This window comes from Streptococcus sp. DTU_2020_1001019_1_SI_AUS_MUR_006 (genome assembly GCF_032340315.1).
GTDB lineage: Bacteria > Bacillota > Bacilli > Lactobacillales > Streptococcaceae > Streptococcus.
The window spans coordinates 1,262,366-1,277,677 of sequence record NZ_CP135436.1 but is presented as its reverse complement, the minus strand read 5'-3'; the positions used below and the strand labels follow the sequence as shown (position 1 = coordinate 1,277,677).

At 37.9% G+C, this 15,312-nt stretch carries 9 protein-coding genes and 1 pseudogene; 2 read left to right on the top strand and 8 right to left on the bottom strand.

Features of this window, described 5'->3' with window-relative positions; translation table 11 throughout:
* The first annotated feature begins 91 nt into the window (after positions 1 to 91).
* Positions 92 to 1,204: an alanine dehydrogenase gene (ald, locus tag RRU92_RS06145; protein WP_315638976.1), complete on the top strand. Its 1,113-nt coding sequence runs from the start codon at positions 92 to 94 to the stop codon at positions 1,202 to 1,204.
* 353 nt (positions 1,205 to 1,557) lie between these two features.
* Here ald and RRU92_RS06140 read toward each other — a convergent pair whose 3' ends face one another.
* Complete coding sequence (locus tag RRU92_RS06140) at positions 1,558 to 7,977, bottom strand: S8 family peptidase (RefSeq protein WP_315638975.1); 6,420 nt, start codon at positions 7,975 to 7,977, stop codon at positions 1,558 to 1,560.
* Positions 7,978 to 8,249: 272 nt separating this feature from the next.
* Here RRU92_RS06140 and RRU92_RS06135 point away from each other — a divergent pair.
* Positions 8,250 to 9,228 (top strand): annotated as a pseudogene (locus RRU92_RS06135) (transposase).
* Here RRU92_RS06135 and RRU92_RS06130 read toward each other — a convergent pair.
* From RRU92_RS06130 to rsmI, 7 genes are all read right to left on the bottom strand, one after another.
* Positions 9,194 to 10,180, bottom strand: a complete 987-nt coding sequence (locus tag RRU92_RS06130) for a PhoH family protein (protein ID WP_281335434.1) — start codon at positions 10,178 to 10,180, stop codon at positions 9,194 to 9,196. The pseudogene RRU92_RS06135 and the gene RRU92_RS06130 overlap by 35 nt on opposite strands.
* Positions 10,181 to 10,334: 154 nt before the next feature.
* Positions 10,335 to 10,550 carry a YozE family protein gene (locus tag RRU92_RS06125; protein WP_315638972.1) on the bottom strand — a complete coding sequence of 72 codons (216 nt, stop codon included), beginning with the start codon at positions 10,548 to 10,550 and terminating at the stop codon, positions 10,335 to 10,337.
* Between the two features lie 8 nt (positions 10,551 to 10,558).
* On the bottom strand, positions 10,559 to 11,413 hold the full coding sequence (gene cvfB, locus RRU92_RS06120; RefSeq protein WP_315638970.1) for an RNA-binding virulence regulatory protein CvfB: 855 nt from the start codon (positions 11,411 to 11,413) through the stop codon (positions 10,559 to 10,561).
* 59 nt (positions 11,414 to 11,472) lie between these two features.
* A complete protein-coding gene (gene frr / locus RRU92_RS06115; protein WP_315638968.1) occupies positions 11,473 to 12,030 on the bottom strand; it encodes a ribosome recycling factor in 558 nt (185 codons plus the stop codon).
* 8 nt (positions 12,031 to 12,038) lie between these two features.
* Positions 12,039 to 12,776 carry a UMP kinase gene (gene pyrH, locus RRU92_RS06110; protein ID WP_000002996.1) on the bottom strand — a complete coding sequence of 246 codons (738 nt, stop codon included), beginning with the start codon at positions 12,774 to 12,776 and terminating at the stop codon, positions 12,039 to 12,041.
* An 83-nt stretch (positions 12,777 to 12,859) separates the two neighbouring features.
* Positions 12,860 to 14,194, bottom strand: a complete 1,335-nt coding sequence (gene trmFO / locus RRU92_RS06105) for a methylenetetrahydrofolate--tRNA-(uracil(54)-C(5))-methyltransferase (FADH(2)-oxidizing) TrmFO (RefSeq protein ID WP_315638964.1) — start codon at positions 14,192 to 14,194, stop codon at positions 12,860 to 12,862.
* Between the two features lie 237 nt (positions 14,195 to 14,431).
* Entirely contained in the window at positions 14,432 to 15,310 is an 879-nt protein-coding gene (gene rsmI, locus RRU92_RS06100; protein WP_315638963.1) for a 16S rRNA (cytidine(1402)-2'-O)-methyltransferase, read from the bottom strand.
* Positions 15,311 to 15,312: the final 2 nt, after the last annotated feature.

Here is a 15,312-nt window from a genome sequence, read left to right as displayed (position 1 = left end):
GCGGTTTCATATACAATAAAGTCATCACAAAAACTCTAAAGAATGATGTGATACAAAAATTGAAACAGCTTAATAGAAAGTGAGTTATCCTATGTTAATTGGAATTCCAAAGGAAATTAAAAATAATGAAAATCGTGTTGCTCTGACACCTGCTGGTGTACAAAGTCTCGTTGGTCGTGGCCACCATGTCCTCATCGAAACGAATGCTGGACTTGGATCTGGTTTTACTGATGCTGACTATGACAAGCAAGGAGCTGAAATTGTCGCAACTGCTGCTGAAGCCTGGGCTGCAGAATTAGTTGTTAAAGTCAAGGAACCGCTTGCTAGTGAGTACCAGTTCTTGCGTGAGGATTTACTTCTCTTCACCTACTTACACATGGCAGCTGCTCCAGAATTGGCTGATGCTATGCTTGCAGCTAAAACAACTGGTGTTGCTTATGAGACTGTCCGTGATACTCAAGGACAACTTCCACTTCTCGTTCCAATGAGTGAGGTTGCAGGTCGTATGGCTGTCCAAATTGGAGCCCACTTTTTGACTAAACAAGCTGGTGGTTCAGGAGTTCTACTCGGTGGTGTTCCTGGTGTTCCTAAAGGAAAAGTAACCATCATCGGTGGTGGTGTGGTTGGTACTCACGCAGCTCGTATCGCTCTTGGTTTGGGAGCTCAAGTAACTATTCTTGATATCAGCGCCAAACGCCTAGCAGTCCTAGAAGACGTCTTTGGTCACCAAATCCAAACTCTGATGTCTAACCCATTTAATATCGAAGCAAGTGTTCGTGAAGCAGATGTTGTGATCGGTGCTGTCTTGATTCCTGGTGCCAAAGCTCCAAAATTGGTAACAGATGAAATGGTCAAACAAATGCGTCCTGGTTCTGTCATTGTTGACGTTGCTGTTGACCAAGGTGGTGTTATAGCGACAGCTGACCGAGTCACAACTCACGATGAACCAGTCTATGAAAAACACGGTGTTCTTCATTATGCGGTTGCTAACATTCCTGGAGCAGTTGCTCGCACATCTACGATTGCCCTTACAAATGTGACTCTTCCTTATATCGAAGCCTTGGCAGGTAAAGGATTTAAGAAAGCTATCCTTGAAGACGCAGGCTTGCTTGAAGGTGTAACAACCTATCAAGGATACCTCACCAGCCAACCAGTTGCAGAAGGCTTGGATCGTGACTTCACTTCAATCAGTGAACTTGTCTAAAATGATCTATAAATTTAAACTACAAAAATAGAATGCTACGTAAAAACTAGCTTCTAAATCTCAAAAACGAGCATTTCCGTTCTTGGAGATGCTCGTTTTCTGATGTCATGGTTTATAATTTAAATTTTGATAGACTCTAGTTTCTAATCAATGTGATCACTATTTGTCAATATTAATCCTTTCAATCAATTCATTAGTTATCTAAACTAAGTCCATTCATAAATCCAAAAAGGGTATCAATAGTAAAGTAAACTAACTAATTGAGTTAAAAATGGCTATTTTCACAAAACTGTTTCATTATCACACTAGCTAATCTCAGTACATAAACCATTTTTTTATCTATAGGTTTTGTCTTAATCTTGATCTTTTTTCTTTAATCCAAGAAATGCACCTAAGGTAAACATTATTCCGGCAACCAATGACGTGAAGACTTCGCTAACTGTTCCGGTTTTTGGCAACCTATCATTATTAGTAGTTGATTTACTATCAATATTGGTATGTTTATTAGCTATGCTCTCTTGTTCATTAAGATAAACTTCCTTCTTATTTTCAAAGTTTTTATCAGGAACAATACTGCTTACATCATTAGTTGAATCAGATTGTGTTTTTTCTTTCTTTTTCGATACATCAAAAGTAGGTTTATTTTCCTCCTCCTTTTTCTCCTCTATTCTCTTGAATACAGGTTTTATAAGGGTATCTTTTGACACATTAATAACATAACCAGCATCTTTTTTCCCTTCGACACCAGAAATTTCCCAGCCATCAAATTGATATCCTTTTTCTAATTCACCCTTATAGACAGGTAAAATAAAATCTTCTTCCGCCACTATCGTTGAACTCATTTCTTTTCCATTTTGAATGGTCACAGTTACCATCTGAGGTTTTAGTTCGCTCACCTCTCCCGTATCTTTGTTTAAAATGAATTCTTTTACGGTTGTATTTCTTGCAAAATCTTTTACAACAATCTTAATGTTTAGTGTCTTATCTGTTATTTGTTTAATATCATCAAATGATTTATATTCTTTTCCATTTACATAAATATGTTTGTCTTGAATTTCACCATCGAATCCATTATTTCTTTTATCATTGATATTAAAGACTACAGATTTTCCTTCAGCATATTCAATACTAGTATTTCCCTTAGGATCAATGTTTACTTCTGGTTTAATATTATCATATAAAAATTGATAGTGTACTCCAACCGCTTTCGCATTCAAATCGCTATAGCCAGTTTGAAGATAAACATTTCCATCCATATCTGTTACCTTATCTGGGAATCCGTTTGCTTTATAGTCTTTCATTCCCCAGTCCATGATGTCACCGTCTTTAACATTAAGCTTAATGTTAAAATCTCTAGTGTTATCAATGTGTAAATCTCCGTAGATTAAATAATTATCTACAACAGATTCATTAACTCTCAACTCCCAGTTAAAACCACCCTTATCAGAAATCTTACCTCTTAAATAAAATTCTGGATTTCGTACATAAATTTTATTAGATTTAGATGGATTAAAGTAGTTCTTGTCCATTGAAAGATTTACTGGTTTTGCATCAATAAATAACGTAGAGCCATCTTCTTTTATAGCTTCTACATTGGACTTATCCTCTCCTGTGTACTCTTTACCATCCTTACCAAATAATACAAGTTTAGAAGGATCTGTCACCAGATTTCCATCTTTATCGATTGCCTCCCCTTTATCGTTCATTTTAAAGGTAAACACTTGATATTTTACAATGTTAAAGCCGTCCAAAGCCGACATTAATACTGATTGAGTACTTCTTCCATCTTCAACATTTCTACTATCAGCATAAATTATTTTTTCTGATAGGACTCTTAGATTAGGATTGGCCTTTTGTATTTTTGCTATATCTTCCTTGCTATAGACTCCATTTCCTTCTAACATATCCGTTTTTCCAGGATTATAGGTAGTCACTTTTAGTGCATAGCCTTTTCTTAGAATGACGTTATCTTTTAACAGATATTGTTGTTTTTCTGAATCAGAATAGATTTTACCAGATTCCATGTCCGTTAAATTGTTTGGCTTGTTTTTTGAAAGATCTCCTTCTCCTAATTCTATTACATTCCCATAACTTGATGCATAGGGATATTCTGTTTTAGTTTCCTTATTTTTTTCAGGCATTCTAATCTTCGTTTCAGCTTTTATCTGATCATCATCTTTCACAAAGAATCTCATATCTCCTGAAAAAGCTAATCCATCCACAATATCATTAATATTAGCGTATAAATCAAATGTCATCGTTTTTGAGTGGGAATCATACTTGGTAGTTTTGATTTCTATCGATTTATAGTTATTTCCATAGTATACCTTGGCATTTTTAGAAACATTACTGATCTTTCCAAGAATTTCAAAGTGTCCATCTTTAGACGGACTTAAAACACCATAAATTTTTGATTTGATTTCGTCAAGTTTTTCAGTTTCATATTCTAAGGCGCTACCATCGTCATAAGCAATGATATTTCCCTTATCATCGTATTTATAATCGTATTCTTCTGTCCTCTTACCAGTTTCACTTGTAAAGTCATCAACTTCTCTAAATTTCTTTTTAATAAGTTTCTTTAAGTCTTTGATTTCAAAAGCTCTAATTGTTGAAATAGTTTTATGAATAGTAAAGCTAGATTTTTCTTCGGTAGCCTCTTCATTTTCTTGATGATTTTCTATCTCAGTTGTATCTTTTTTAAGACTATCCTCTTTTCTATTTTCTAAATTTTTAAATTTAGATTCGGCAATCTCTCCAAGCTTTTGGTATTTAGATGAATCCTGATCAGGATCTACTAGATAATAGGAAATCATCCCCTTTTCATCAGCATGATCAGCAAATTTAATTCTATGAATCTTTGTGAAATTGCTAGAGCCATCTAATGCAATGACTTCAATGATTTTTCCTCTTAAATCTCCTGCACCATTAATTTCATAAATGGTATTTCCGTCTTTGTCAAGTTTCCTATTTCTTCCTTGACCCTCACCTGCGTAAGTTACTTCAAGATTTTTCTCAACTTCTCCATCTTCATTAACCAGAGCGGCGCCTGCATACCAAACTTCGTTGGCAATCTCGTCAAATTTTTCAGGATGTTCTTTTTGATCTCTCGCAAATAGAGTTTCATTCTTGTATTGATCTTTTACCTTGTGATAAGTATCCTTTGTAATCAGCTTAATTTTTTCAGGATTTGAAAAATCAATCGAAACAATCTTAGGGGCTGTGTTATCAATTTTTACAGGAATATAGGAAACCTGCCATGGGTAATCTTTAGTTAATCTATATTTAAATTTATAGAAATATTGACCTTCCGCAATCGGTTCAAATTGACCTCTTATCCTAGTAGCTGGATCTTGGTTATCCTTGCTCTCTGGTGCATTTTCTTCCCTACCTCTAGGGTTATAGATGAGTCCATCCCATTTCAAGTCGCCCCAAACTTTTAGCTTAGAAGATTTGATTCCCTTTGCATCATTTCTTTTAGAGTTCAAAATTCCTTTAATAAAGTGTTCTCTCGAAATAACTTTTAAGTCTCTTTGATTGTCTCCCTCTTTATTTGTATTTACTATTGAAATCATGCCTTCTTCTGCACTTCTTAATACAAGTGGAGAAGGTGTTAATCCTCTCTCAAGTTGAGCATCTTGAGGATTTCCATTTGAATCTAAAGGATAAATTTTAGCAATATTAGAACCACTTGATGATGGTGCGTTGATCCCTTCGTTATTGAAAGCAAACAATTCTGGATTTTGATCTAGGGATGTTGTATTTTTATCTTTTCTATTTTGTATAACTCCTGCTGGATTAAATTTATCTATACCATGTTCTCCACCAATTCCCTTATTTAAGGTTCCTGGAATTTTTGGTTTACCATCATCATCATAACCTTCCATTGTTTTTGATTTTGAACCTTCTTCCCAGGCCCATTTATCAAGGATTGGTTCGTGGTTCCAATCCCCAGCAAATCCCATTAGAGGCATCGATAAAGAAGGTTGGAAATTTGTTTTCTTACCATTGGAGTTTAGAGCTTCCATTTCTTCCACTGACTCAAAATGAATAAATGATTCTACAAATTTATTTTTATTTTTAGCCTCCCCAACATTTATAACCGCATTTAAATCAAAACTAGAATTTGGGGCTATAGTGAAAGTGTCATGCTCAAATGTAATATTTGCATCTTTTACTTTCTCTGGATGAATTTCTGGAACAATTTGCTTCCCATCTGGAGATTTTTCATCTTTGTATGTTTCATCCAGTTTTAGTCTATCAGTTAGAGCATCTGTAGTTATCGCTGATGCTGAAACTTTAAAGGTCAAAGGTCTGTTTGATGTATTGTGAAGCTTAATTGTAAAGTATTTTTTATCTCCTTTTATTTCTTTAAGAGAAATAGAACCATAAGAGTTTACCAAACCTTTAGAATCCGTGTTTTTGAAAGTCGCTACAACTTCATTTCTCAAAGCATTGGCAACATTAATTAGACCTGCTCCCTGTTGTCTAGGTGATGCAAAGTATTGACTTTTTTCTTTCCAAGAAGTCGCATCCATCATAGGCCGTGCAGTATTTTGTAGGGCTATTTTTGTAAGACTTGTAAGGTCTATTTTGTCATCTCCCTTAAGATTTTTCAAGGCAGGTCTTTCAAGCATTTCCTTTAACTTTGGTCTAATCAAAACAGTAGAAGCTGCCACGATTGGAGTTGCCATACTAGTCCCTGACATATAACCATAAGTTGATTTCCCATTAATGACATTGAGAGTGGATTTAATATTTTTACCTGGTGCTGAGACATCAGGCTTTAAAAGTAAATCTGTTCTCGGTCCCCAAGATGTGGATCCTGCTGGAACGATGATATCTTCTTTATACAATTCTTTGTCTGTGTCAGGTGCAAACTTAAAGTCAATCTCTTTTTCGTCACCTACATTCGGTTTATTAGAATTATAGCTGGCCATATCAATTGGATAGTATTGCTCCAATTTATCTTTGAAATCTTCCTTACTATTTCTTTTTATCTCAGTTTTTTTATCAGGATTAATCATGTTCCATAGCTTTACACCATCATCTCCTGAAATTGAAAATACTTGACTAGTAGTTCCTTCATCCTCCTCATATCCCATAGCTGGAAGCTCTGTCCAATTATCTCTATTGTAGTAATTTACAGTATTTACAACCATAATGCCACGTGCGCCCTTATCCGTAGCTCGTTTAAAAGCATCTTTTAAATCCTTGGTATAAATTCTATCCATTACTGCAATTTTGCCTCTAAGATCCAATCCTATCAAATCTTGGTCTTGACCCTTGCCTATATATACAAATTTCAATTTATCAGGAGCTTTTGAACCGTCTTCATTTGTTGTGATTTTATTCTTATCGAAAAAGGCCCCTATATTTCTGTATTTAAAATTTTCTCCACCTATATTGACTTTATCAAACTCAACTGTCTGATTTTTAGCAGAAGCGACCGCTATCGCATCTTCATGTGCTGCAGTTCGCGTTACATTTCCAGTATCTGTCATTTTCAGATTATTATTTGCCACTAAATCCCATGAAGAACTTGAAGCAGAAGTCGCATAGTTACCCGTAGCTACAACCATTGGAATGCCTGCTTTTCTTAACGCTCTAATAGCTTCCCAATATTTCTCACCTACAAGACCTGTTCCTGTAAAGCCAGATGATACCGAAACAACATCGACATTGTGTTTGATCGAATCTTCAATAGCATGAAACATTGTTTCATCTCCTGCGAAGCCAGATCCTGCGTCAGAGTACATTTTATAAGAGAAGATCTGTGCATTAGGAGCAATTCCATCTATGCCGTTAAAGTTTTTAATATCTTTTTCAGTATCATTTCCCGCAAGAATCCCTGCAATATGCATTCCATGTGGATCAAAATAATCGCTTCCATCATCAGCTTTTTCTACAGTAATTTTACCACCATTATAATAATTGAACGCATGAGGGATTTTATCACTCAACCAGAAATTTTTATCAGTACCTTTTAAGTCTTCTTTTTTAAATCTCATTGAGCCTTTAGCATCATCATCAATCCTCATGGCCTTATGCCTATAATCTGTCCCGGTATCGATATTTGAAATGACCATACCTCTACCATCAAAATTTTTACCAAATGGAGCATTGATAGACTTTAGGTAATCAATTGCCTCTTCAACTCCAATTTCCTTCCTAGCATGATTCATCATTGGCTGGACTTTTTGTGATCGTTCAACCGATGAGATACCTTCTATTAGTTTAATTTTGTCCAGATTATCTGGAGTTGTTTCTATTGCAACACCATTAAAAACCGTATCATAAGTATATAAAACGTTTGTATCCTTAAGATTGGATAATTCCTTGATTGCTTTTTCTCCAGATTCTTTATCTTTAAATTCAGCAATATAGACAAGTTTATCCTCTTTTTTGGGACTTTCTGGGTCTTTACTTGCAGACGAGTCCGCTTTATCTCCTTGGGATTGATTGGAATCTTCTTTGATTGTTGCTTCTTCATTGCTAGTTTTATTATCAATCTCAGGATTTTTACTAACAACTTCTTTTGCCTCAATAACTGTTGTTTTCTTCTCTTCAGTATCCTTTGAAGTTTCTATAGCATTATGAATATTTCCATGTTTTTCTTTATTTTCTGCTTCCTTATCTACTACAACTTTTTCTGTATCAGAGATATTTAAAGCATCTTCAGAGCTAGATATGTCTGCTAAAACTACCTCATTAGGGACATATGCTGCTAAAATAACTGCAGCTGTGGTTAGTGACAATACTGTACTTTTTTTCATTTTAATTCCTTACATATTTATTTAACTTCCGATAGATAGAAAACTTTAACTTTGCTAGCCTTTGTTATAAAAAGTTTTATGAAGTATTATCTAGGAAATAGAGTAGTACATTTATATATAATTGTTAGCTCTCTGAAAAATAGTATATCAATTAAAAAAATTTAAGTCAAGAAAAAATTAACATACATTAATTTTTTTATTAACATGTGTTAATTTTATAGAACCCAAAGCTTTCGTGGTTAACTGGAATACATTATAAATACATTCACACCATCAAAAGTAGTAGCAATCAAGTTGAACCACTACTAAAACCACCAAAAACTCAGTTAAGTTTGGAAGTGAATCTTGCCTACGATATTCCATCAACTCACGAAGCGAGAATGATTAGCCCATTTGTTGACAATATCCCTTAGTCAAGTATTACTGAAATAGACCTCTCACACTGGCCGCCCTGCCTTTCATCCAACCATGCTCATGAAGATGACCATATTCGCTTATGGTCGTCAAGTGTTCTTTGGACGTAAAATCGTTCAAATGAACGAAGAAGTCATTCCCATGAAATGGTTGAGCCAAGATACCTATGTTAGCTATAAAACGATTAATAACTTCCGCTCCAGTAAACATGCCAACAACCTAATCAAAATTGACTAAAAAGTACTAAACGAGCACAGATACGCCAATGAACTGGGAATATCTTGAGGACACGGACCAGTTTATAAATCCCGACGACCTAGTTTATTCCTTTAAGAACTACTCTAGTCAAACCGATAAGTATGATTTTCAACGTGATTTCAAGATTTATGAGGCGGATAAAGTTCAAGACACTCCTGAGTTAGAACAGTTGGCTAAAACAGATAGTGGGAATCAGAAACAAATCCATTATAATCCAACTTGGAATTGCTTTAAGGAACTCCTTACGCAAACATTACATAGTGAAGAAGGCTCTCAAATTTACGCCAAACGGAAAATTGATGTTGAACCCGTTTTTGGTAGTTTTCGGCGTGCGCAGAGTGCATGTCAGAGGCAAACAAGCCGTCTCAATAGAGATAGCATTCATCTTCATGAGCATGAATCACACCAAATTAGCAAAGCATCTAGCATCTAAAACGTCCACCTATTCAAAAACCACACAGTGTTTCTTTCAGCTTGATTGTATTCAAGACTGAAATCACTGTGTGGTTTTATTGGAGAGCTAGTTTTTGCCCAACCTTTCTCTTTATTCTGTTTCTTCTTCACTTTCTTCAGCTTTGACAGGTAGAGGTTCATAGGCTCTAATAATCTGAGCAACGACTGGATGGCGAACCACATCCTTGGCTGAGAAATGAACAAAGTCAATCTGATGAATGTTCTTGAGTTTTTCTTGGGCATCAATCAAACCAGACTTTACATTACGCGGTAGGTCAATCTGACTAATATCCCCATTGACAATCATCTTAGAATTAAATCCAAGGCGTGTCAAGAACATCTTCATCTGCATGATGGTCGTATTTTGCGCCTCATCGAGAATGACAAAGGCATCATCCAAGGTTCGTCCACGCATGTAAGCAAGGGGTGCAATCTCAATAATTTCACGTTCCATGAGACGGGTTGTTTGATCCTTCCCAAGAATCTGGTACAAGGCATCATAAACTGGACGAAGATAAGGATCTACCTTTTCTTTCAAATCACCAGGTAGAAATCCTAGGCTCTCTCCTGCTTCTACTGCTGGACGTGTCAGTATGATTCGCTTGACTTGTCCACGCTTGAGGGCTGTTACGGCCAAAGTCACTGCTAAGAAGGTCTTACCTGTTCCTGCCGGCCCAATACCAAAGGTCACATCGTGTTGCTTGACACTATCCACATAAAGCTTTTGACCCAGGGTCTTAACACGGATGGGCTTACCTGTATTATCCTTGATAATTTCTTCTTCATAAAGGGCGACAAACTTATCGATTTCATTATTCTTAACCATTGTAATGGCTGTCACCACATCCGGAGTTCCAACAGTCATTCCACGATTGACCAAGACCATCAAGGCTTGGATAACTTGGCGGGCTTCCTCACAAGCAGGCTCTTCACCCAAAACCTGCACAATCTCCGTACGAGCATGAATCACCACATCGAGCTCTTCTTCCATCAAACGAAGATGGCGCTCATTGGAACCAAAAAGATGAAACAGGTCATCTGGATGACTCAGTTGAATGTCAATTGAATGTTCCTTCAAATAAAGAACCTCTCTAACTCTTTTAATTTTATATAATGTTTCGTTTGCTTTTAGTAGTTAAAAAGTCGATTAGGACCTAGTAAAAGTTAAACTGAATGACTATATTATAGCAAAGAGGCTGAGAAATTACTATTCCCAACCCCATCTAGTAGCCTTAATGTTCTAGATATTCTTGCCAAATTCGATCGAAGTCACCCATATTAAAAGAAAAACTAGCATGTTCCTCTAAAAAACGACTCACTTTATCGAAATCATCTGTATGCTTTGGGAAGGTAGACTCCTCAAAAGCCAAATCCGCTAAAATTGCTTTGGGACTATTGCTTTTAGGATTGCGTTCGGTCATGAGCCAAGTATAAAATGATTTTCTCATAAGCCTCCCTAAATTAATTCAGTACCAAACTGGTCTTGTTTAATTTTGCCAGCTTTCATCAAACCACCGAGCGCTTTTTTAAATTGACCTTTAGAGATACCAAAGGTTGCCTTGATATCATCTGGCGCTGACTTGTCATTCAGGGTCATGAAGCCACCATTGCTTTCCAAGTAAGTTAAAATCATCTGGGCATCATTTTCCAACATCTCAAAAGAACGTGGTTTTAGTGAAAGATTGAGTGTGCGATCAACTTCACGGAAGCCAATAACACGTACATCTAACACTTGCCCCAAACGTGGCTCTGCGTAACGCTCACTTGGGTGGATAAATCCAAGCATGTTGTTTTCTGGTAGATAGACAAAAGTTCCTGATAACTTAAGACGATAAACGATTGCAGGCCAGTTCTGATTTTGCATGTTGTTGTAGGCAGGACGTGCTAGTCGTTGGAAGTCCTCTTGGTAGGCTAAGAGTCCCCAGATACGATCCTTCTTATCTACCTCTAGACGAATATAGAGCCTATCGCCCTTCTTTGGCCAGAGCTCTTTAAGTTCAGGTAGGATATCCAGTGACACTACGATTTCCTTATCAGGTAGGCCTGTATCCACAAAGACACCCAAGTCCTTACGAACTTCTGTGACACGGCCCCAACCAAATTGGTCCTGAGTAGCAGTCACTTCTAGAGTCGTCAAGCGGAGTTTTTGCTTCATATCTGTATAAGCAAAACCTTTAACCGTATCACCTACTGTATGTTGACCTTCTTCCTTGGCAAGCGCATAGGTCTGGCCATCCTTTTGCACAAAGTAAAAACGGTCATTTTCATCGATGATGAGTCCAACGATAAAACTTGCAAGATTTGTATTCATATTTCCTTCTTTCGAATAAAACTCAGCCAGCAATGCCAACTGAGTTTTTATGTTTATTTTTAGACTTCCAAGAGTTCTTTTTCTTTGTTGGCAGTCATGTCGTCGATGTGTTTAACAGCATCGTCTGTTACTTTTTGAATGTCTTTTTCAAGAGTCTTCAATTCGTCTTCAGTGATTTCTTTTGCTTTTTCTTGTTTCTTAGCTTCGTCCATAGCATCACGACGGATATTGCGGACAGCCACTTTAGCATTCTCACCGACCTTCTTCACTTCTTTAGCAAGGTCACGACGAGTTTCTTCTGTAAGAGCCGGGATAACCAAACGGATAACCGAACCATCGTTAGCTGGTGTAATACCAAGATCAGAAACGTTCAAGGCACGTTCGATATCTTTCAATGAAGATTTGTCAAATGGTGTTACCAACAAAACACGCGCTTCTGGAATCGTAATTGAAGCGATTTGGTTAAGAGGAGTTTCTACTCCATAGTACTCTACATGTACACGGTCGAGCAAGCTTGCATTGGCACGACCGGCACGGATACCACCAAATTCACGAGCAAGTGATTGGTGAGACTGGGTCATTCTCTCTTTAGCTTTTTCAATAATTGCGTTAGCCATAATCTTTCTTATTCCTTTTCTTCGATATTATTTGAAACTGTTGTTCCGATATTTTCCCCAAATACGACACGTTTGATGTTGCCTGGTTGGTTCATATTGAAGACAACCAAGTCAATGTCGTTGTCCATTGAGAGGGTTGAAGCTGTTGAGTCCATGATACGAAGTCCTTTGTTGATAACGTCACGGTGAGTCAATTCTTCAAACTTAACGGCTGTCTTGTCTTTCTTAGGATCGGCATTGTAAACACCGTCGACACCATTTTTAGCCATGAGGATGGCATCTGCTTCGATTTCAGCTGCACGAAGAGCCGCTGTTGTATCTGTTGAGAAGTATGGTGAACCAATTCCAGCACCAAAGATAACGATACGACCTTTTTCAAGGTGACGAAGGGCACGTCCACGTACATAAGGCTCTGCTACTTGTTGCATAGCAATAGCTGTTTGTACACGTGTATCAACACCGACTTGTTGCAATGAATCTGCCATCACAAGAGCATTCATAACAGTCCCAAGCATTCCAGTGTAATCTGCCTGAACACGGTCCATACCTGCTTCTGCAGCAGGTTCTCCACGCCAGAGATTTCCTCCACCGATAACAAGGGCAATTTCGATACCTAAGCTATGAACTTCTTGAATCTCTTTTGCGATTGTTTGAACTGTTTGGATATCAATCCCTACGCCACGTTCACCGGCAAGGGCTTCACCTGATAACTTAATTAAAATACGTTTATACTTGGGATTCGCCATTTTCACTCTCCTTTTTTTATCCTACCTATTTTATCACAATTTCTAAGATTTTTATAGTATCATGAGCAATTCTTTCAAAAAAATTAGACCGTTAAAAATTCCTCTAAATCGTTAAGGGCACGCTCTGCAATTTTTTCATAACGAGCCTTCTTATCACGGATACGCTCGCCTTCCAACTCTTTGATAATCCCAAAATTGACATTCATTGGTTGAAAATGTTTGCTATCAGCGTGAGTGATATAATGAGCCAGACTTCCAATCGCTGTGGTCTCTGGGAAGATAGCTTCACTTTCACCCTTGAAAAGACGAGCAGCGTTAACCCCAGCAACTAAGCCTGATGCTGCTGATTCAACATAGCCTTCCACACCCGTCATTTGACCAGCAAAGAAGAGGTTTGGTTGTTTCTTAGAACGGTAGGTCTGTTCAAGAAGATTTGGTGAATCCATATAAGAATTGCGGTGCATGACCCCATAACGAACAAACTCCGCATTTTCAAGACCTGGAATCATTTGGAAGACACGCTTTTGTTCTCCCCATTTAAGGTGAGTTTGGAAACCAACGATGTTATAAAGACTACCTGCAGCATTGTCCTGACGAAGCTGAACGACCGCATAAGGAGTTTTAAATTCTCCATCACGAGGACCTGTGTAATCGTCTGGATACTCCAAACCAACTGGCTTCATGGGTCCATAGAGCATGGTTTTGATGCCTCGTTTAGCCATGACTTCGATTGGCATACAGCCTTCAAAGTATTTTTCTTTTTCAAAAGAGTTAAGAGGTGCTTCTTCTGCATTAACCAAAGCTTCATGGAAATCCATAAACTCTTGCTTGGTCATCGGAGCATTGAGATAGGCTGCTTCTCCCTTATCATAACGAGATTTGAGATAAACCTTGCTCATATCAATGGTGTTGACATCCACAATAGGCGCTGCAGCATCGTAGAAATAAAAACCGTCACCGCCATTAAGAGCATGAATTTTCTCAGCAAGAGCATCACTAGTCAAAGGACCAGTCGCAACAACTGTAATAGCATCCGTTGGCAATTCTGTAATTTCGTCACGTACCACTTCAATCAAGGGATGGTTGGCAATCTTTTCAGTAACCATTTGAGAGAAACCATCGCGGTCAACCGCAAGGGCACCACCTGCAGGAACACGGGTTGCTTCAGCAGATTCCAAGATAAGAGAACCTAGGCGACGCATTTCTTCCTTGAGGAGGCCGACAGCATTTGTAAGAGCATCTCCACGCAAGGAATTAGAACACACTAATTCTGCAAAATTGTCAGTTTTGTGTTGCGGTGTTGACTTGACACCACGCATTTCATAAAGTTTAACTGGAATACCACGCTCTGCGATTTGGTAGGCTGCTTCAGAACCCGCCAAACCAGCACCGATAACATTGATATAAGATTGAGACACGACACTAATACCTCTTTGGGAGTGTGAATTTCCTGAATCGGGTTAAAAAAGTTCAACGAACTTGCTTCACTTTCGAATTTTTTGGCTCAGGCTGAAAAAGTCCCCCGGACTTACTTCGCTTTCGAGTTTTCAGGCTCAGGCTGAAAAAGTCCCTCGGACTTTTTCACTCCCACAAATCTTTCTATTTTTTTCTTCTTCTAGTATAACAAAAAAAGGGAAGAAGGCAAACTTCCCTGTCTAGTTGTTTTCTTGATTGTCTTCCCATTCGTGATAAGCTGCGTAGAGCTGGCTTTTGTTCCATTGGTAAATCTTTGCAACTTCCTTAATGGCCTGATTTTTCTTCATACCTTGATGAATGCGGTCCTGTATCTCAGAAAATAAATCCTCTTCATCCTTATCCTCTACTTCTTGACTGGCACCTTCCACAATCAGAAGACACTCGCCCTTAAGTGGTGTTTCAGAAATACTTTCTAATAATTCAGTAATAGTTCCACGCTGATATTCTTCAAAGATTTTAGTCAATTCTCTGACCAAAACCACCGAGCGATCACCGTAGACTTCTAGCATATTTTCTAGCGTATCCGCCACACGGTGAGGTGATTCATAGAAAATCTGGGTCTCTGGATAAGCTTTTTTCGCTTCGAAAAACTGCTTTTGTTGGCCTGACTTTCGTGGTAAGAAACCATAAAAAATGTGAGGTTGAGGTGCCAAGCCACTGGCAATCAAGGCAGAAATTCCTGCACTAGCTCCTGGAACCGTGACAACTGCGATATCTTCTTCGATAGCAGCCTTAACCAAATCATGGCCAGGGTCAGAAATACTAGGCATCCCTGCATCAGATACTTGGGCAAGATTTTGACCTTGCTTCAACAACTCAATCAAATCAGGTATTTTTTCCTTGGCATTATGTTCGTGAAAACTGATTTGCTTGGTTGAAATCTCAAAATGCTTGAGCAAAAGTCCAGTATTACGAGTATCTTCTGCCGCGATCCAGTCGACCTCTTTCAAGGTCTGAATGGCACGGAAAGTCATATCTTCTAGATTACCAATCGGCGTTGCGACTAGATAAAGCTTGCCATAGGGAGATTGTCCCTTAAAACTCTTTTGAATCTGCATAC

Coding starts and splice junctions, on each gene's coding strand:
- RRU92_RS06140 (WP_315638975.1), bottom strand. CDS start 7,977: ATGAAAAAAAGTACAGTATTGTCACTAACCACAGCTGCAGTTATTTTA.
- frr (WP_315638968.1), bottom strand. CDS start 12,030: ATGGCTAACGCAATTATTGAAAAAGCTAAAGAGAGAATGACCCAGTCT.
- cvfB (WP_315638970.1), bottom strand. CDS start 11,413: ATGAATACAAATCTTGCAAGTTTTATCGTTGGACTCATCATCGATGAA.
- RRU92_RS06125 (WP_315638972.1), bottom strand. CDS start 10,550: ATGAGAAAATCATTTTATACTTGGCTCATGACCGAACGCAATCCTAAA.
- rsmI (WP_315638963.1), bottom strand. CDS start 15,310: ATGCAGATTCAAAAGAGTTTTAAGGGACAATCTCCCTATGGCAAGCTT.
- pyrH (WP_000002996.1), bottom strand. CDS start 12,776: ATGGCGAATCCCAAGTATAAACGTATTTTAATTAAGTTATCAGGTGAA.
- ald (WP_315638976.1), top strand. CDS start 92: ATGTTAATTGGAATTCCAAAGGAAATTAAAAATAATGAAAATCGTGTT.